Annotated in this window: 16 protein-coding genes and 1 pseudogene; 13 read left to right on the forward strand and 4 right to left on the reverse strand. The window is 70.7% G+C overall.

All coding sequences use genetic code 11. From position 1 onward, the window contains the following. Positions 1–259 precede the first annotated feature (259 nt). A complete protein-coding gene (locus tag SSMG_RS11390) occupies positions 260–718 on the reverse strand; it encodes a GatB/YqeY domain-containing protein (protein WP_009075836.1) in 459 nt (152 codons plus the stop codon). Positions 719–843: 125 nt separating this feature from the next. On the opposite strand from SSMG_RS11390, the gene fmt reads away from it, so the two are divergent. The 3 genes and pseudogenes from fmt (at position 844) to SSMG_RS11405 (ending at position 3,698) form a co-directional block, all read left to right on the forward strand. Beyond that, entirely contained in the window at positions 844–1,770 is a 927-nt protein-coding gene (fmt, locus tag SSMG_RS11395) for a methionyl-tRNA formyltransferase (protein WP_037713345.1), read from the forward strand. A gap of 83 nt (positions 1,771–1,853) precedes the next feature. After that, positions 1,854–3,195: pseudogene (locus tag SSMG_RS11400) on the forward strand (RsmB/NOP family class I SAM-dependent RNA methyltransferase). Next, positions 3,192–3,698: a flavoprotein gene (locus SSMG_RS11405; RefSeq protein ID WP_037713347.1), complete on the forward strand. Its 507-nt coding sequence runs from the start codon at positions 3,192–3,194 to the stop codon at positions 3,696–3,698. Before SSMG_RS11400 ends, SSMG_RS11405 begins: the two are co-directional and overlap by 4 nt. Positions 3,699–3,762: 64 nt before the next feature. On the opposite strand, the gene phoA is transcribed toward SSMG_RS11405, so the two are convergent. Then, entirely contained in the window at positions 3,763–5,166 is a 1,404-nt protein-coding gene (gene phoA / locus SSMG_RS11410; RefSeq protein WP_009075842.1) for an alkaline phosphatase, read from the reverse strand. Positions 5,167–5,335: 169 nt separating this feature from the next. Here phoA and rpe point away from each other — a divergent pair, with 169 nt between their 5' ends. From rpe to SSMG_RS11435, 5 genes are all read left to right on the forward strand, one after another. Continuing rightward, positions 5,336–6,019: a ribulose-phosphate 3-epimerase gene (rpe, locus tag SSMG_RS11415; RefSeq protein WP_009075844.1), complete on the forward strand. Its 684-nt coding sequence runs from the start codon at positions 5,336–5,338 to the stop codon at positions 6,017–6,019. An 82-nt stretch (positions 6,020–6,101) separates the two neighbouring features. Further along, positions 6,102–6,707 (forward strand): riboflavin synthase, encoded by a 606-nt coding sequence (locus SSMG_RS11420; RefSeq protein WP_009075846.1) that lies wholly within the window; start codon positions 6,102–6,104, stop codon positions 6,705–6,707. A 69-nt stretch (positions 6,708–6,776) separates the two neighbouring features. Next, entirely contained in the window at positions 6,777–8,072 is a 1,296-nt protein-coding gene (locus SSMG_RS11425) for a bifunctional 3,4-dihydroxy-2-butanone-4-phosphate synthase/GTP cyclohydrolase II (RefSeq protein ID WP_199841165.1), read from the forward strand. After that, positions 8,069–8,575, forward strand: coding sequence for a 6,7-dimethyl-8-ribityllumazine synthase (ribH, locus tag SSMG_RS11430; protein WP_009075850.1), 507 nt, complete (start codon positions 8,069–8,071; stop codon positions 8,573–8,575). Before SSMG_RS11425 ends, ribH begins: the two co-directional genes overlap by 4 nt. Before the next feature lie 5 nt (positions 8,576–8,580). Continuing rightward, positions 8,581–9,027 carry a PH domain-containing protein gene (locus SSMG_RS11435; RefSeq protein ID WP_037716947.1) on the forward strand — a complete coding sequence of 149 codons (447 nt, stop codon included), beginning with the start codon at positions 8,581–8,583 and terminating at the stop codon, positions 9,025–9,027. Between the two features lie 4 nt (positions 9,028–9,031). Here the strand turns inward: SSMG_RS11435 and SSMG_RS11440 are convergent, their stop codons facing one another. After that, entirely contained in the window at positions 9,032–9,829 is a 798-nt protein-coding gene (locus SSMG_RS11440; RefSeq protein WP_009075856.1) for an exodeoxyribonuclease III, read from the reverse strand. Between the two features lie 256 nt (positions 9,830–10,085). Between SSMG_RS11440 and uvrC the strand changes: the two genes are divergently transcribed. The 5 genes from uvrC (at position 10,086) to SSMG_RS11465 (ending at position 16,560) form a co-directional block, all read left to right on the forward strand. Further along, positions 10,086–12,116 carry an excinuclease ABC subunit UvrC gene (uvrC, locus tag SSMG_RS11445; RefSeq protein ID WP_078560745.1) on the forward strand — a complete coding sequence of 677 codons (2,031 nt, stop codon included), beginning with the start codon at positions 10,086–10,088 and terminating at the stop codon, positions 12,114–12,116. Between the two features lie 19 nt (positions 12,117–12,135). Continuing rightward, positions 12,136–13,026 (forward strand): RNase adapter RapZ, encoded by an 891-nt coding sequence (rapZ, locus tag SSMG_RS11450; RefSeq protein WP_009075861.1) that lies wholly within the window; start codon positions 12,136–12,138, stop codon positions 13,024–13,026. Then, positions 13,013–13,990 (forward strand): uridine diphosphate-N-acetylglucosamine-binding protein YvcK, encoded by a 978-nt coding sequence (gene yvcK, locus SSMG_RS11455; protein ID WP_009075863.1) that lies wholly within the window; start codon positions 13,013–13,015, stop codon positions 13,988–13,990. The genes rapZ and yvcK overlap by 14 nt, the downstream gene beginning before the upstream one ends. 36 nt (positions 13,991–14,026) lie before the next feature. After that, entirely contained in the window at positions 14,027–15,016 is a 990-nt protein-coding gene (whiA, locus tag SSMG_RS11460) for a DNA-binding protein WhiA (protein WP_037359142.1), read from the forward strand. Positions 15,017–15,585: 569 nt separating this feature from the next. Then, positions 15,586–16,560, forward strand: a complete 975-nt coding sequence (locus tag SSMG_RS11465) for an LLM class flavin-dependent oxidoreductase (protein WP_009075868.1) — start codon at positions 15,586–15,588, stop codon at positions 16,558–16,560. Between the two features lie 47 nt (positions 16,561–16,607). Here SSMG_RS11465 and SSMG_RS11470 read toward each other — a convergent pair whose 3' ends face one another. Next, entirely contained in the window at positions 16,608–18,683 is a 2,076-nt protein-coding gene (locus tag SSMG_RS11470) for a PQQ-dependent sugar dehydrogenase (RefSeq protein ID WP_009075870.1), read from the reverse strand. Positions 18,684–18,805 lie beyond the last annotated feature (122 nt).

Below are 18,805 nucleotides of genomic sequence, written 5' to 3' on the forward strand. Positions count from 1 at the left end.
GGCTGGGTGCCCCCGGTGGTTGGGCGCATCGGCGGCGGTTTGGTTGGTGCGTCGATGGTTGGTGCAGCGGCGGCGGTTTGTTGCGTGGCTCTGGCGTTGCTGCTTTGAGTGGGGCGGTGTGCGCTGGTAGCGCCCCAATGTGGCATTGGGTGCATGCGACGCACCCAATGTGGCGTTCGTTGCGTCTGACGCACCCAATGCCACATTGGGGCGCATCCCGGGCGGCGGGGCGTGGGCGTGAGGGGCGGAGAGGTGTGCGTTAGCTGGCGGAGAGTTGGCGTTTCACCTCGGCGGCGACGCGGGAGCCTTCGGCGCGGCCGGCGAACTTTAGCTGTACCGCCTTCATCACCGCGCCCATTCCGGCCATTCCGGAGGCGCCGGTTTCGGTCACCGCCTCCGTGACGAGGGTGCGAAGCTCGTCGTCCGACAGTTGGGCGGGCAGGTAGGCCGTGAGGACCTCTGCTTCGGCTCGTTCGCGTTCCGCTGAGTCTGCTCGGCCTGCCTTGTCGAAGGCTTCGGCGGCGTCGCGGCGTTTCTTCACCTCTCGGGTGATGATTTTCAGTACCTCGTCGTCGGAGAGTTCGCGAGCGCTGTCGCCTGCGGTTTCTTCGTAGCCGATCGCCGAGAGGGTCAGCCGCAGGGTTGCCGAGCGCAGCTGGTCCCTTGCCTTGATCGCGGTCGTCAGGTCGTCGTGCAGGGTCGCCTTCAGCGTGGTCATATACCCGATCCTGGCGCCCGCCGCGGCTGGCTGCCCGCGCCGCGCCGCCGGGACGGGGGTCTTCTAGACTCGCTTCCGATGTCCGACCAGCCTGAAATCCCCTTTTCCTTTCCGGAGGTGCGGTGATGCGTCTCGTTTTCGCCGGCACCCCGGAACCTGCCGTGCCGTCGTTGCGCGCGCTGATCGAGTCCGAGCGGCACGAGGTCGTCGCTGTCGTCACGCGGCCGGACGCCCAGGCCGGGCGCGGGCGCAAGGTGCTGCGGTCCCCGGTGGGCGCCCTCGCCGACGAGCACGGCATCGAGGTGCTCACTCCCTCGCGGGCCGGTGACCCGGCGTTTCTCGCTCGCCTGCGCGAGCTGGCGCCGGATGTCTGCCCGGTCGTCGCGTACGGGGCGCTGCTGCCGCAGTCCGCGCTCGACATCCCGGTGCACGGCTGGGTCAACCTGCACTTCTCGCTGCTGCCCGCGTGGCGCGGCGCGGCGCCGGTGCAGGCGGCGATCCGCGCGGGGGACGAGATGACCGGCGCGTCCACCTTCCGGATCGTGAAGGAGCTCGACGCGGGGCCGGTGTTCGGCGTGGTGACCGAGCCGATCGGCCCGGAGGACACGTCCGGCGCGCTGCTCGGCAGGCTCGCCGAGTCCGGGGCGCACCTGCTGGTGTCCACGGTGGACGGTATCGAGGACGGCACGCTCCGCGCGGTCGAGCAGCCGGGCGAGGGCATGAGCTACGCGCCGAAGGTGACGGTCGAGGACGCGCGCGTGTCGTTCGCCGACCCGGCTTCCGCGGTCGACCGGCACATCCGTTCGGTGACGCCGGATCCCGGCGCGTGGGCGGAGTTCCGCGGCGAGCGGTTCAAGCTGGGGCCGGTCACCGTGCTCGACGAACCCGGTCCGCGGCCGGGCGAGCTGGTGGTCGAGCGCAAGCGCGTGCTCGTGGGCACGGCGACGAAACCGGTGCGGCTGGGCGAGGTCCAGGCGGCCGGAAAGAAACGGATGGCGGCCACCGACTGGGCGCGCGGCACGAGGATCGACGAAGGAGAGCGCCTCCAGTGAACGAGCGTGGAGAACGGCGGCCGTCGCGGCCGCAGCGGGGCCGTCCGGCTCCGCGCAAACAGGGACCGCGGCGTCCGCCGGAGATCGACCCGGCTCGCCAGGTCGCGTTCGACGTGCTGCGCGCCGTCCGCGAGAAGGACGCGTACGCCAACCTCGTCCTCCCGCAGCTGCTGCGGGAACGCCGGGTGAGCGGTCGCGACGCCGCGCTGGCCACTGAGCTGACGTACGGCACCGTCCCGCGCCGCAGGGACCTGTTCGACGCGGTGAATCGCCGCGTTGCCCGACTGACCGATCGAGAAGACCGACCCGGTGGTGCTCGACGCGCTGCGCCTCGGCGCCTACCAGCTGCTGCGCACCCGGATCCCGGAGCACGCCTCCGTCGGGTCCACTGTGGACCTCGTGCGCGCCGAAGCCGGTTCCTGGGCAACGGGATTCGCGAACGCCATCCTGCGCGCCGTGTCCACAAAGGACGAGGCGCAGTGGCTTGACGAACTGTCGCCGGACGAGGCCACCGACCCGATCGGCGCGTACGCGCTCCGCACCGCGCACCCGCGCTGGGTCGCGCGGTCGTTCGCGGAAGCGTTGGGGGACAAGGGCGCTGAGCTGAAAGCCGCCCTCGAAGCGGACGACGCCCGCCCCGCGGTGCACCTGGTCGCGCGCCCCGGCGAGATCAGCGCCGACGAACTGGCCGCCATCACCGGCGGCGACCCCGCGCCGTACTCGCCCTACGGCGTGCACTTGCCGGCCGGCGCGGGCGACCCGGCCGACGCGGAACCGGTCCGCGAACGCCTCGCCGCGGTGCAGGACGAAGGCAGCCAGCTGTGCGCCATCGCCGTCACCAAGGTCCCGCTGGAAGGCTCCGACGAGCGCTGGCTGGACCTGTGCGCGGGCCCCGGCGGCAAAGCGGCGCTGCTCGGCGCGCTGGCCAAGATCAGCGGCGCGCACGTGGACGCCGTCGAGAAAGCCCCGCACCGGGCCCGGCTGATCGAGAACGCCACCGAGGGCCTGCCCGCCACCGTGCACGTCGCCGACGGCCGCGAATCCGGCCTCGAACCGGGCTACGACCGGATCCTGGTCGACGCCCCGTGCAGCGGCCTGGGCGCACTGCGCCGCCGCCCCGAGGCCCGGTGGCGCCGCAAGCCGTCGGACGTCGCGGACCTCACCAAACTGCAGGGCGAACTGCTGATGGCGGCGCTCGACCTGGTGCGCCCGGGCGGCATCGTCACCTACGTCGTGTGCTCGCCGCATCTGGCCGAAACCGAAGGCGTGGTAGGCGAAACCGCCCGCCGGACCAAGTCCGAGATCGTGGACGCCCGCGAGTTCTTCCCGGACGTCCCGCAGCTCGGCGACGGCCCGTACGTCCAGCTGTGGCCCCACCGACACGGCACCGACGCCATGTTCTGCGCGGTGCTGCGCAAACCGTGACGGATCTAGGTTTGGTCGCCAGCTCGTGCGGCGGACTGGACACCCGGTTCACCGACGAGCTGGCGAAACCAGCGGTCGCCCGAGGCTGGCGGCTCGCCATCACCCTGACGCCCACGGCCTGGGGCTGGCTGAAAGCCACCGGCGGTTTGGGCGAACTCGAAGCCACCACGGACCTTCCGGTGCGCAGCACGTCCCGCCTCCCCGGCGAGCCGCGCCCGCATCCGGATCCGAAGGTGTTCCTTTTCGCGCCCGCCTCGGCGAACTCGGTGGCGAAGCTGGCGCTGGGGATCGCGGACAACCAAGCGCTCACGTTGCTCGGCGATGTCCTTGGCGCGCCAGGGATCACCATCGTCGTCGCTTACCAGATCCAGCCGACCCGGGAGCACCACCCGGCCTGGCAGCGGCACCTGGACACCTTGGCCGAGGCGGGCGTTCGTCTCCACCGGCTCGACCCGCGCCGCCCCTGGTCGGAGCCGCTCGACTTGCTGCCCTCGCCCGCGTAAAAAGTCGTGAAGGGCTCCTTGCGGGAATCAGATTCCCTCAAGGAGCCCTTCACGGACTTCAGGCTCAGCGCAGGCGAAGAGCGCGCTTCACCGTGCCGAACAGGTCGGTCTGGTTGGTCAGCCCAACGACATTCGCCGCCTGCGGCCCGTAAGCCGCGATGCGGACCTGCGTGCCGGTGTGCTCCATCGACGAACCGGGCAGCGCCGTGCCGTAGTTGAGGGTCATGTTCGCGCCCTCGTTGGTGATCAGCGTGGCGGTCTGGCCGGGAGTCTTGGCGTCGTTGGACACGATCTGACTGGTGTGCCCGTGATCCGCGGTCACCACAACCAGCGTGTCAGTGTGGCTGCGCGCGTAAGCCAGCCCAGCCGCGACCGCAGCGTCGAAATCGATCGTCTCGCCGATCTGCCCACAGGGATCAGCCGCGTGGTCCTGCTTGTCGATCGACGCACCCTCGACCTGCAGGAAGAACCCCTTGTTGCTGCGGCGATCCTCCAGTAACTGCAACGCCTTCTGCGTCTGCGCCACCAGCTTCGGCTGTGTCTTCGGCAGCGCCGGGTTCGCGGTGCACCGAGTCGGCGCGGTACCGCCCTGCGTCGCCTTCGGACCAGTCCAGTTCACCGGCAGGTTGCCCGGCGCGAACAGCCCGAGCAGCGGCTGGCCCGGACGAGCCTTGGCCAGGTCGTCCGCGGTGTTGACCACGTTGTAGCCAGCAGCCTTGGCCTGCTCCAGAACCGGCTTCCCCTTGAACTGCCCGGCAGTCGCCTTCTGGTCGAAGTACTTCGCGCCGCCGCCCAGGAGCACGTCCGGGCGGGTCTGCACGAGCTGCTCGGAGATCGAGCCCGCGCCGCCGTTCTCCTTGGCGTTCCGCGCGCACTTCTTGGTCGTCTCGTCCGGGCCCTTGCAGTCGCGGTCGACGACGTGCGCGCCGAGCACGGCCGGGGTCGCGTCCTGGACCTCGGCGGTGGTCACGTCGCCGGTGCGCAGGCCGCTGCGCTTGGCGAGTTCGAGCAGCGTCGGGACCGGGTTGCCGTAGGCGTCCACGGAAATCGCGCCGTTGTAGGTCTTCGTGCCGGTCGCCCAGCCGGTGCCCGACGCCGCGGAGTCGGTGACGTAGTCCGGCTTCGCCGGGTTGCCCTTCTCGACCGCGTACGTGGTGTAGTCGCCGGTCAGCGGGAACTCGTCCATCGCGAGCCGGCCTGCCGCGCCGCGCTCGTAGTTGCGCGCCGAGGTGATCTCGGACTGGCCCATGCCGTCGCCGATGAACAGGATGACGTTGCGCGCGTGCCCGCCCTGGATCGCCTGGCGGACCTCCTGCGTGCGGTCGCCCGCGCCGGCCGAAGCGGCCCGCGCGCCCTGGTCGTCCTGGTTGCCCTGCGCGGCGATCGCGACCGGGGCGGCGGCGACCAGCGCGACGCCGAGCGCGCCCGCGGCCAGCCACTTGCGGCGGCCTGCCAAGACCGTTCTCATGGTTCTCCTCGAAGTGCCTCTTGTCCGGAACTTCCGGACGTGACCCATTAGTGCTCGCCGATGTGTTCGACACGGAGAATCCGGATGAGCGCCCGGTGTCCGGAAAGCGAACTCCGGTGCGGTCACGGCCGGTGAACAGGCCGGAACCGGGTCCTCTTACACTCGGGTCGTGGCTTCACCTCTCATCGCACCCAGCATCCTGTCCGCCGACTTCGCCAAGCTCGGCGAGGAGATCGCGGCCGTCGCGCACCCCGGGGAGACGCGGGCCGACTGGGTGCACGTGGACGTCATGGACGCGCACTTCGTGCCCAACCTGACCCTCGGCCTGCCGGTGGTCCAGTCGCTGCTGAAGTCGACCGACCTGCCGCTCGACTGCCACCTGATGATCGACGACCCGGACCGCTGGGCGATCGGGTACGCCGAGGCCGGCGCGTACAACGTCACGGTGCACGTGGAAGCCGCCAAGGACCCGGTCATGCTGGCGAAGAACCTGCGCGCCGCGGGTGCGAAGGCGGGTCTGTCGATCAAGCCGGGCACTCCGCTCGAGCCGCACCTCGAAACCCTCAAGCACTACGACACGCTGCTGGTCATGTCGGTCGAGCCGGGCTTCGGCGGGCAGTCGTTCATCGCCGACGTGCTGGAGAAGGTGCGCACCGCGCGCCGGCTGGTCGACACCGGGCACCTGAAGCTGGTCGTCGAGATCGACGGCGGGATCAACTCCGACACCATCGAACAGGCCGCCGAAGCGGGCGTCGACTGCTTCGTCGCGGGCTCGGCCGTCTACGGCGCCGAGGACCCGGGCCGGGCCGTCGCCGCGCTGCGCGAACAGGCCGCCCGCCTCCGCGTCAGCTGACGTCGGCCCGGGAAGCTCCCGGGGCCGGGCGGGTGTTGGATGGAGGGGCCACCGACGGCGGTGGCCGGGCGAGGAGGCAGCAGTGTTCACGGGAATTGTCGAAGAGGTCGGCGAGGTCACCGCGGTAGAGCAGCTCACCGACGCGGCTCGGCTCACCGTGCGCGGCCCGCTGGTCACCTCGGACGCGGGCCACGGCGATTCGATCGCGGTCAGCGGCGTCTGCCTGACCGTCGTCACGGTCTCCGGCGGCGAGTTCACCGTCGATGTGGTGAACGAGACACTCCAGCGTTCGAGCCTCGCGAAGGTGGCCGTCGGCGACGCGGTGAACCTCGAGCGCGCGACCCCGGCGGGCGGACGGCTCGGCGGGCACATCATGCAGGGCCACGTCGACGGCACCGGCGTCTTCCTCTCCCGCGACGAGCGCGGCGTGACGACGTTCTCCCTGCCCCCGGCCTTGGCGCGGTACGTCGTGGAGAAGGGCTCGATCGCCGTCGACGGCGTTTCGCTCACCGTCGCGAGCATCGCCGAGGACCGGTTTTCGGTCGCGTTGATCCCCACCACGCTCGAGGCGACGACCCTCGGCAGGCGGGAAGAAGGCGATCACGTGAACCTCGAAGTGGACGTCGTCGCCAAATACGTGGAGAAGCTCACTGCGCCACACGTGGCGGCGAACGCGCACAATGTGTGACATCCACCTGGCGGCAGGAGCAAAGGAGCACCCGTGAGCGAGACGAAGGCGGCCGGGCCGCAGACGGGACTGACCCCGTGCGGAGCGGGCGCGGCGGTCGACGTGGACGCGGTCGAGGCCGCGATCGCGGACATCGCCGCCGGGCGCGCCGTGGTGGTCGTCGACGACGAGGACCGCGAGAACGAGGGCGACCTCATTTTCGCCGCCGAGAAGGCGACGCCGGAGCTGCTCGCGTTCATGGTGCGCTACACCTCGGGCTACATCTGCGTCCCGCTGACCGAGGCCGAGGCCGACCGGCTCGACCTGCCGCCGATGTTCCACACGAACCAGGACGCCCGCGGCACCGCCTACAGCGTGACCGTGGACGCGGCCGAGGGCATCAGCACCGGCATCTCCGCCGTGGACCGGGCGCACACCATCCGGCTGCTGGCCGACCCCGAAGCCACCGCGAAGGACTTCCGCCGCCCCGGGCACGTGGTGCCGCTGCGCGCCAAGGAGGGCGGCGTGCTGCGCCGTCCCGGCCACACCGAGGCGGCGATCGACCTGGCCCGGCTGGCCGGGCTGCACCCGGCGGGCGTGCTCTGCGAGATCGTGTCGCAGAAGGACGAGGGCGACATGGCCCGGCGCGACGAGCTGGAGGTGTTCGCCGCCGACCACGACCTCAAGATCATCTCGATCGCGGAGCTGATCGCCTACCGGCGGCGCACCGAGAAGCAGGTCGAACGCGTCGCCGAGGCGCGGATCCCGCTGGCCGCGGGCACGTTCCGCGCGGTCGGGTACGACAGCCTGCTCGACGGGATCGAGCACGTCGCCTTCGTGTACGGCGAAATCGGCGACGGCGAGGACATCCTGGTCCGGGTGCACTCCGAATGCCTCACCGGCGACGTGTTCGGCTCGCTGCGCTGCGACTGCGGCCCGCAGCTGGACGCCGCGCTGCAGAAGGTGGCCGACGAGGGCCGCGGGGTCGTGCTGTACATCCGCGGGCACGAGGGCCGCGGCATCGGCCTGCTGCACAAGCTGCAGGCCTACCAGCTGCAGGACGCGGGCGCGGACACCGTCGACGCGAACCTCGCGCTGGGCGTCCCGGCGGACGCGCGCGACTACGGCACCGGCGCGCAGATCCTGTGCGACCTCGGCGTCCGGTCGATGCGGCTGCTCACGAACAACCCGGCGAAGCGGGTCGGCCTCGAGGGCTACGGCCTGCGCGTCACCGGGCGGGTCGCGCTGCCGATCTCGCCGAACCCGGAAAACCTGCGGTACCTGCGCACGAAGCGCGACCGGATGGGGCACGACCTCAGCCAGCTCGAGCACTACGACCAGGTCGGCGCGTCCGACCCGGGCACCGAGGAGGACACCACGCGATGAGCGGCGAGGGGCGGCCGGACGCCGCGCTCGACCTGCGCGACTGCAAGTCCCTGCGGCTGGCGGTCGTCGCGACGCGGTGGAACGCGAAGATCACCGACGTGCTGCTCGAGCGCGCGCTCGCCGCGGCGAAGGACGCCGGGCTGGAGGAAGAGCCCACGGTCATCCGCGTCGCGGGCGCGGTGGAGCTCCCGGTCGCGGCGCAGGCGCTGGCCCGCAACCACGACGCGGTCGTCGCGCTGGGCGTCGTGATCCGCGGCGGCACCCCGCACTTCGAGTACGTGTGCGACGCGGTCACCGCCGGCCTCACCCGGGTCGCGCTCGACGAGAGCACTCCGGTCGGCAACGGCGTGCTGACCTGCGACACCGAACAGCAGGCGCTGGACCGCTCCGGCATGCCCGGCTCGGTGGAGGACAAGGGTTACGAGGCGGCCGTGGCGGCGCTCGACACCGCGCACGTGCTGCGCGGCCTCGGCAAGCCGTGGACCGAGCGGGGATTCGTGTGAGCGTGATGACCGAGCAGCAGGCCACCCTCGTGATCCGGCCGCGCCGGGCGCTGATCATGTGCAGCGTGCTGGCGGTGGCGCTGCTCGCGGCGTTCGTGGTGGTCGCGGTCCTGCTGCGCAGTTCGCACACCGGCGTCGTGTTCGAGGCGTCGGACCAGATCGCGATGATCGGCATCGGCGTCGCGCTGTCGGCGGGCACGATGCTGTTCGGCAATGCGCGGGTCCGCGCGGACGCCACCGGGATCGAGGTCCGCAATGTGCTCGCGCGCCGCGCGTTTACGTGGGATCAAGTGCTGTCGATCAGCTTTCCCGACGGTGCTTCGTGGGCTCGGCTGGAACTGCCGGACGACGAGTACTTCTCGGTGATGGCCGTGCAGGCCGTGGACCGGGAACGCGCGGTGACGGCGGTGCGCGCGCTGCGAAAGCTGCACCGCGCCGCCACCGAGGCTTGAGTTCTTACCGCTCCGGATCCAGCTCCAGATCCACGACGATCGGCGCGTGGTCGGACGGTCCCTTGCCCTTGCGGGCTTCGCGGTCCACGTAGGAATCGGTGACCGCCTTGGCGAAAACCTCGTTCCCGTAGACGAGATCGATGCGCATTCCCTTGTTGTTGGGGAAATTCCCGGCGCGGTAGTCCCAGTACGTGAACGGGTGGTCGTACTTCAGCGGCCGCGGGAACACGTCGGACAGCCCGGCGTCGCGCAGCTTCTTCAACGCGGCCCGCTCGGGCTCGGTGACGTGCGTGGACTCGGCGAAAACCGAGATGTCCCAGACGTCTTCGTCCGTGGGCGCGACGTTGAAATCGCCCAGCACCGCGAACGGGCGCGCGTGCCGGAGTTCTTCGCCGACCAGGTCGCTGAGCTTCTCGAACCACTCGAGTTTGTAGGCGTAGTGCGGATTCTGCGGCTCCCGCCCGTTCGGCACGTACACCGACCAGACGCGGATCCCGCCGCACGTTGCGCCGATCGCGCGCGCCTCGGCTTTCCCGTCGAAGCCCGGTTCGCCCGGCAGCCCGCGCACCACGTCGTCGAGCCCGATCTTCGAGAGGATCGCGACGCCGTTCCACCGCCCCAGCCCGTACGCGGCGACCTCGTATCCGCGCGCGACGATCTCGTCCGCGGGGAAGGCCTCGGTGGTGTTCTTGAGTTCCTGCAGGCAGAGGACATCCGGCGCGGTGTTGTCGAGCCAGTCGAGCACGCGCGGCAGCCGGGGAACGATGGAATTGACGTTCCAGGTGGCGACGCGGACGGTCATGGCTGCTCCCTGATCGTTCGGCGGGTCGGCGAGGCTAGGCTACGGCAGGCGGGCTGTGTGGCTCGGGATCGGGTTGGCGACCGATGACCGTGGGCGAGCTGGCTGAAAGCTGTGCGGCGACGGCGGGGCCACGGACACCGGGCCGCACACCGCAGCGTCGGAAATCTCGCGGCCCGCATCGACTGAGCCTGGACGCACCCGCCCGGAGCGTGGGGTCTCACGGAAACTGTCGGACCCTCGCCATACAGTGGGGCACGTGGCTGATCCGACCACCTACCGACCTCAGCCGGGGAGCATCCCGGACTCGCCTGGCGTCTACAAGTTCCGCGACGACGCCAAGCGGGTCATCTACGTCGGCAAAGCGAAGAGCCTGCGCAGCAGGCTGAACTCGTACTTCGCCGACCTGTCCGGCCTTCATCCGCGCACGCGGCAGATGGTCACCACCGCGGCGAGCGTCGAGTGGACCGTCGTCGGCACCGAGGTCGAGGCGCTCCAGCTGGAGTACAACTGGATCAAGGAGTTCGACCCCCGCTTCAACGTCCGCTACCGCGACGACAAGAGCTACCCGGTCCTCGCGGTCACGCTGAACGAGGAATTCCCCCGGCTGCACGTCTACCGCGGCGCGCGCAAGAAGGGCGTCCGCTACTTCGGGCCGTACTCGCACGCGTGGGCGATCCGCGAGACGCTCGACCTCCTCCTGCGCGTTTTCCCCGCCCGCACCTGTTCCGCGGGCGTCTTCCGGCGGCACGGGCAGATCGGGCGGCCGTGCCTGCTCGGGTACATCGACAAATGCTCGGCGCCGTGCGTCGGCCGGGTGTCCGCGGACGAGCACCGGGCGATCGTCGAGGACTTCTGCGACTTCCTCGCCGGCCGCACGGACGCGATGATGAAGCGGCTCGAACGCGAGATGGCCGCCGCGTCCGAGGAGCTGGAGTTCGAACGCGCCGCGCGGCTGCGGGACGACCTGGGCGCGTTGCGGCGCGCGATGGAGAAGCAGGCCGTGGTGTTCGGCGACGGCACCGACGCCGATGTCGTCGCCTTCGCACACGACGAGCTCGAGGCCGCCGTCCAGGTGTTCCACGTGCGCGGCGGGCGCGTGCGCGGGCAGCGCGGCTGGGTGATCGACAAGGCCGAGGAGATGGACGTCCAGGCCCTGGTCGACCACTTCCTCACCCAGTTCTACGGCGAGGAATCCGACCGCGCGGGCCGCGACGACCTCGAGACCGGGCCGGTCGTCCCGCGCGAGGTGCTGGTGCCGGAGCTGCCCGCGGACGCGGAGGCGGTCGAGGAGTGGCTGTCCGGCCTGCGCGGGTCGCGGGTGCGGCTGCGGGTCGCGCAGCGCGGCGACAAGAAGGCGCTCGCGGAAACGGTGGAGCGCAACGCCAAGGAAGCGTTCACCCAGCACAAACTGCGCCGCGCGGGCGACCTCACCGCGCGGTCCGCGGCGCTGCAGGAACTCCAGGACTACCTGGCGCTGGACACCGCGCCGCTGCGGATCGAATGCATCGACATCAGCCACATCCAGGGCAGCGACGTCGTGGCGTCGCTGGTGGTGTTCGAGGACGGGCTGCCGCGCAAGTCCGAGTACCGCAAGTTCGCGCTGCGCGAGGCGGCGACCGAGGGCGACGTCGCGTCCATCGCCGAGGTCGTGCGGCGGCGGTTCTACCGCTATCTCAAGGAAACGGCCGAAAACGCGGCGGAGACAACGGAAACCGCGGACGAGACCGGCGAGGAAGCGGGGGACGAGGCGATCCAGCCGGTGCGCGCCGGGATCGACCCGGAGACCGGCCGCCCGCGCAAGTTCGCCTATCCGCCGAACCTGCTGGTCGTCGACGGCGCGGGCCCGCAGGCCACCGCGGCCGCGGACGTGCTCGCCGAACTGGGCATCACCGACATCGCCGTCGTCGGGCTCGCGAAGCGGCTCGAAGAGGTGTGGCTGCCGGGGGAACCGGATCCGATGATCCTGCCGCGCACGTCCGACGCGCTGTTCCTGCTGCAGCGGCTGCGCGACGAGGCGCACCGGTTCGCCATTCGCTACCACCGCGAAAAACGCGCCAAGCGCATGCAGGCGTCCGAATTGGACAGTGTGCCCGGACTCGGGCAGGCTCGGCGCACCGCGCTGATCAAGCACTTCGGCTCGGTGAAGAAGCTCAAGCAGGCCCGGGTCGAGGAAATCGAAGCGGTGCCCGGTTTCGGCAGGCGCACTGCCGAGGCCGTGGTGGCGGCGCTGGCCGGGGAGACCGGCTCCGCACCGCAAGCAGTGCCGGGAGGGGACCAGGGGTCGTGATCGGGAAGGAAGCGCAGACGTGAGTGCGGAAGAGGAAAAACGGGGCAGCGGGATGGAGGTCGCGGTCGTGTCCGGCCTGTCCGGCGCGGGCCGCTCCACGGCGGCCAAATGCCTGGAGGACCTCGGCTGGTTCGTGGTCGACAACCTGCCGCCGGAGCTGATCGCCACGATGGTCGAGCTCGGCGCGCAGGCGCGGGGGGCGATCACGAAGGTCGCGGTGGTGATGGACGTGCGCTCGCGCGCGTTCACCGACGACCTGGCCTCGGTGATCAAGGACCTGGACGCGCGCGGGTACAAGCCGCGCGTGCTGTTCCTGGAGGCCACCGACGCGGTGCTGGTGCGCCGCTTCGAATCGGTCCGCCGCGGCCACCCGATGCAGGGCGACGGCAGGCTCGCCGACGGCATCACCGCCGAGCGGAAACTGCTTTCGCCGCTGCGCGAGGAAGCCGACCTGGTGCTCGACACGTCCGCGCTGTCGGTGCACGACCTGCGCGCGAAAATCGAGGACGCGTTCGGTTCCGAGGCCAGCACGCAGACCCGCGTCACCGTACTGTCGTTCGGCTACAAGTACGGTTTGCCGATGGACGCCGACCTGGTGATGGACGTGCGGTTCCTGCCGAACCCGTTCTGGATCCCGGAGCTGCGCGAGCACACCGGCCTCGACGGCGAGGTGCGCAATTACGTGCTGTCTCAGGAAGGCGCCGAGGAATTCCTCGACCGCTACCACCAGCTGCTGCGGCTCATCGGCGCGGGCTACAAGCGCGAGGGCAAGCGGTACCTGACGCTCGCGGTCGGCTGCACCGGCGGCAAGCACCGCAGCGTCGCGATCTCCGAGGAACTCGCCCAGCGACTGTCCAATGAGGACGGCATGGCAGTAAAGGTGGTGCACCGGGATCTTGGCCGGGAGTGACGTGCGCGCGGTGGCGCTGGGCGGAGGACACGGGCTGCACGCGACGCTGACCGCGCTCCGGCGGATCACCCGCGCCGTCACGGCGGTGGTGACGGTGGCCGACGACGGCGGGTCGTCCGGCAGGCTCCGGCGCGAACTGGGGCTGCTGCCGCCGGGCGACCTGCGCCAGGCGTTCGCCGCCTTCGCCGCGGAGGACGGCGGGCGGCTGTGGGCGGAGGTCTTCCAGCACCGCTTCGGCGGCGACGGCGCGCTCGCCGGGCACGCCGTCGGCAACCTGCTGCTCGCCGGGCTGTTCGAGGTGCTCGGCGACCCGGTGGCCGCGCTCGACGAGGCGAGCAGGCTGATGGGGATCTCCGGCCGGGTGCTGCCGATGTCGCCCGAGCCGCTGGAGATCGAGGGCGAGGTCAGCGGCCTGGACAGCGAGGACCCGGACGCGATCCGGCGGATCCGCGGCCAGGTCGCGGTCGCCAGCACGCCCGGCCAGGTGCACCGCATCTCGCTGCACCCGGCCGGCCGCCAGGAACGCCCGCCGCGCGGCTGCCCGGAGGCGATCGAGGCGGTGCTGGAGGCGGACGTCGTGTTCCTCGGCCCCGGGTCGTGGTTCACCAGCGTGCTGCCGCACCTGCTCGTCCCGGATCTGCACGACGCGCTCGTGCGCACGACGGCGACCAAGGTCGTCGTGCTGAATCTTGTCCCCCAACCGGGGGAAACCGGCGGATTCTCCCCGGAGCGGCATCTGGACGTACTCTTCGAACACGCGCCCGCGCTGCGGGTCGACGCCGTGATCGCGGACCGTGATTCCGTCCCTGACCCGGCAAGCCTGCGCCGGGCGGCCGAACGCCTCGGAGCGAGGGCCTGCCTGGGGGCGGTGGCCGACCCGGTCGTGGCGGGACGGCATGATCCTGGTGCGCTCGCCCAGCGCGTGCGAGAGGCACTCGGCCTCGGCGGGGAGCACTGTGGGTGACGGCGGGCGCGCAGCGAAAGGCAGGAGGGGCAGTACATGGCGATGACCGCCGCGGTGAAGGACGAACTGAGCCGGCTCGAGATCACGAAGATCGGGCCGCGCCGGGCGGAGGTCGCGTCGCTGCTTCGCTTCGCGGGCGGGCTGCACATCGTGGCCGGCCGGGTGGTGGTCGAGGCGGAGCTGGACACGGGTTCGGTCGCGCGGCGGCTGCGCAAGGAGATCCACGAGCTGTACGGACATCATTCGGACGTGCACGTGATCACCGCGAGCGGCGGCCTGCGCAAGGGGACGCGGTACGTCGTGCGCGTGGTGAAGGACGGCGAGGGCCTGGCGCGCCAGACGGGTCTGATCGACCAGCGCGGCCGCCCCGTGCGAGGCCTGCCCGCCGCGGTGGTGTCCGGCGGAGTGGCCGACGCGGAAGCGGCCTGGCGAGGCGCCTTCCTGGCCCACGGCTCGCTGACCGAACCGGGCCGCTCGTCGTCCCTGGAAGTCACCTGCCCCGGCCCGGAAGCGGCCCTGGCGCTGGTCGGCGCGGCAAGGCGGATGGGCATCCAGGCGAAGTCCCGTGAGGTGCGGGGCGCGGACCGAGTCGTCGTCCGGGACGGCGACGCCATCGGGGCCTTGCTGACCCGCCTGGGCGCGCACACGAGCGTGCTGCAGTGGGAAGAACGCCGGATGCGCCGAGAGGTGCGAGCGACCGCCAACCGCCTCGCGAATTTCGACGACGCCAACCTGCGCCGCTCGGCCCGCGCCGCCGTCGCCGCGGCCGCCCGGGTGGAGCGGGCCTTGGAGATCCTGGGAGACACCGCCCCGGACCACCTCCTCGCGGCCGGCCGGCTGCGCTTGTCGAACCGCCAGGCGTCGCTCGAGGAGCTGGGCCAGCTGTCCGATCCGCAGATGACGAAAGACGCGGTGGCCGGCCGAATCCGCCGTCTGCTGGCGATGGCGGACAAGCGGGCGAAGGAGCTGAACATCCCGGACACGGAGTCGGCGGTGACCCCGGAGATGCTGGAGGAAGAAGCCTGAGGCGGTTGTTGGGCGGGGCCTGGGGGACTGTCTAGCCCGCTGCGGAGGTGGGAGCGGGCGAGAGGCGGGGCGACAGTGTCTAACTCTGTTTGCGGCGGCTTGGGCGGGCGATCTGCCTAGCCCTATTGGCGGAGTCTGCGTGGGGAGAGGCGTTCCTGCCTGGATGGGTTCGCGGGCACGACTCAGCGTGCCTCGGAGCGCGGAGGCGGCCTGCCTAGACCGAAGGTGACGTACGTGAGGAGGCGGTTGCCCACGTCGTCCGGTCGTGGCGGCCTGCGCGGGGAAGTTCGCTAGGCCTCGGAGCGGCTTGCCGGGCGCACCGGTGGGAACCGGCCCGAACACTCACGACGGCCTGCAACCCCCGCTGGCCGAGCCGCGCGCCAACCCTCGCCCGACGGACGTTCCACTGCGTCTTCCGCACCACGCATCGCCCAGAACTGCGCTTTCCGCGTGGCACCTGCCCGGTGTCGGCACTCCCTCCCGGCACCGCGCCCCGCCCGCCGTCAAGACTTCGTCCACAGTGGACAAATCACCCCCGCCACACCACCGGATTCGCTACCGTAGAGAGCATGATCGATCTGCCGCTCTCCGCACTTGAACTCGCGCTGGTCGAGGCTGGGCAGTCGGCCTCCGCGGCGCTCGAACCGCTGTCCTCCGTCGCGCGCCGGGTGGACGAGCTTGGCTACCGCCGGCTCTGGTTCGCCGAGCATCACGGGTCCCCGGCCATCGCCAGTGCCTCTCCGCAGGTGCTCGCGGCGCACGCGGGCGCGGTGACGTCCCGGGTCCGGGTCGGGTCCGGCGGGGTTCTCGCGCCCAATCACGCGCCGTTCGCGTTGGCTGAGCAGTTCGGCACCCTGTCCGCGCTCACCGGCGGCCGGGTCGATCTCGGCGTGGGGCGCGGGCCCGGCGCGCTCGATCCGGAGATCATCCGGGCCTTGCGCCGAGGAGCCGAGCCGGCGCAGGAAGCCGATTACCACGCCGATCTCGACGAGCTTCTGAAGCATCTCGGCAGCGACAAGGTGCTCCCGGGCGGGGTGACGGTGCCGGAGCCGTGGCTGCTCAGTTCCAGCCCGGCGGGGGCGGAGGTGGCGGCCGAGCGCGGGTTGCCGATCGCGTTCGCGCACCACATCCGGCCGGACAACACCGCGGCCTCGCTGGAGCGGTACCGGGAGAAGTTCCGGCCGTCGAAGTGGCGGTCCGAGCCGTACGTGCTGCTGTGCGTCGAGACGATCTGCGCCGACAGCGAGGCCGAGGCCGAGTACCTCTCCGGGCCGATGAACGTGCTCAAGTCCCACCTGCTCACCGGCGGCGGGGGAGACCAGCCGTTGCTCACGCCGGAAGACGCCGCGCGGTACGAGTTCGCGCCGGAGATCGTGCCGCAGCTCGAACAGTTCCGGGCGGCGCAGGCATATGGCGAGCGGGAGCGGGTCCAGGCCCGGCTCGCGGAGCTGGCGAAGCAGACCGGGGCGGACGAAATCATGGTGACGGTGCCGGTTTTCGACGCGAAGGCGCGCATCCGCTGTTACGAGCTGCTGAAAGAATGAGGTGCGGCAGGGGTGACCGGCGCCGCTCCGGTCACCCCTGCCGCGGCTTATCCGGCGAGCGCCGCGCCGGGGAACTTCAGCTGCACCACGACGTTGTCGATGGTGTCCGGCGTGCCGCCGAGCTTGTCGTTGTTCGTCGAGGTCACCCAGAGGCGCCCGTCCGGCGTCTTGGTCACCGAGCGCAGCCGGCCCCAGCGGCCGGAGAACACCGCCGACACGTCGCCGACGCTGTCGCCCTTGATCTGCGTCACGAACAGCTGCTTGCCGGTCACCGCCGCGATGTAGATCCAATCGTTCACGATCTCGATCCCGGACGGCCCGGCCTGCGAGGTCGGCCACGTCTTCTTCGGCGCGATCGTCCCCTTGCAGTCGCCGATCGTGCCCTCGCAGGCCGACCAGCCGTAGTTGCCGCCCTTCTGGATCAGGTTCAGCTCGTCCTGGCTGCTCTCGCCGAATTCCGACGACCACAGCCGTCCTTGCGAATCCCAAGCGAGGCCCTGCGGGTTGCGGTGCCCGTAGCTCCAGACATAGCGCGCGTTGCCGCCGGTGGCGTAGAACGGGTTGTCGCTCGGCGCGGAACCGTCGGGATTGAGCCGCAGGATCTTGCCGTTGAGCGAACTCTTGTTCTGCGCGTTGGCCTTGACCTTCGCGTCGCCGACGGTGGCGTACAGCTTGCCGTCCGGGCCGAACGCGATCCGGCCGCCGTTGTGGTACTGGTTTTTCGCCATCCCGGTCAGCACCGGCGTGGTCGTCTTCGACAGCGTGGTGCCGTCGTAGGCGACCTTCACGATCCGGTTGTCGCTGGACGACGTGTGGTACAGGTACACCGCGTGGTCGGTGTTCCACTGCGGCGAGATCGCCAGCCCGAGCAGCCCGCCCTCGCCGTTCGTGGTGACCACGCCGGGGATCTTGCCGAGCGTCGTCTTCTTGCCGTCCGGGGTGATCTGCAGCAGTTCGAACCGGTCCCGTTCGGTCACCAAGGCGTTGCCGTTCGGCAGGAAACCGACCGCCCAGCCGAGGTCGACCTTCGCGATGTCCTTGTCATACGAAGGAATTCCGCCACCGGAACCGCTGCTGCTGGTCGTCCTCGCGGTGACCGCGTTGCTCGCCGCGGAGGCGTTTCCGTTGGGGTCACGGGCTTTCACGGTGAACGTGTACGACGTGTCCGGCTTGAGGTCGGTGACCGTCGCCGAGGTCTGCGTGGTGGTCGAGACGATGTCCTTGCCCTGGTACACGTCGTAGCCCGCGATCGAGCCGCTGTCGTCGGTGGAAGCCTTCCAGGACAAGGAAATACTGTCCGAAGTGCTGCCGGTGGCCTTGAGCGAGCCGGGCACGCTCGGCGGCGTTTTGTCGTCGCTGGGCGGGGTTTTCACGCCGACGACGTTGCTCGGCTGGGACGGGTTGCCCGCCGCGTCGTAGGCGATTACCGAGATGTCGTACGACGTGTTCGGCGTCAGCTGGTCGACGGTCGCCGAGGTGGTTTTGCCGTCCACGACCTTCAGCGTGTTGCCGCCGCGGTTGATCTCGTACCGCGTGACGCCGACGTTGTCCGTCGCCGGGTCCCACCGGAAATCCGCCGCGGTGGGCCGGATGTTCGACGCCTGGAAGTTCTTCGGCGGCGTCGGCGGTTCGGTGTCGGCCGGGGCGGAGAAACTGTCGGTGAGCTTGTCGGTGTTGGGCCCGCCGTTCGCCGACGCCGAGACCGTGCGCACGTGGTTGACGCCCGCGGTGAGCTGGACGGTCGCGGTGACGGTCTTCCACGTGTCCCAGGAACCCGTGCCGGGGAAGGAAACCGTGCCCTTGTCGCCGCCGTCGACGACGAGCTTCATCGGCCGGTCGTCGGCGGTTCCGTTGGCGTATCGGAAAGTCAGCGTGTGCGTGCCGGCCTGCGCCGCGTTGACCGAATAGTCGGCGTAGCTGCCGACGAGGTTCTCGAAGTCCACGAATCCCTTGCCGGAGTAGCCGGAGTGGTTCGTGGCGATCTTGGCCTGGGAAAGCGTCGCGTCCTCGGACTCGTAGTCCCCGGTGGCCGCGGTGGCGGTCACGGGGGCCAGCAGTGCGCAGCCGAGCGCGGTCGCCGCGGTACCGGCGAACAGCGCGCTCAACGTCGAGCGTCGTGCCACGGGGGCCTCCTGCGTGAGGGGGATCGGGGCGGCGGCGGGGAAGAGAACGTCTTCGTTAGGAAAGTTTCCTATTTATCGGGACAGATCACACACCCTCGGCAGGTGCGGTGTCAATAGTGCGA

It is taken from the genome of Streptomyces sp. AA4 (assembly GCF_000158875.1).
GTDB lineage: Bacteria > Actinomycetota > Actinomycetes > Mycobacteriales > Pseudonocardiaceae > Amycolatopsis.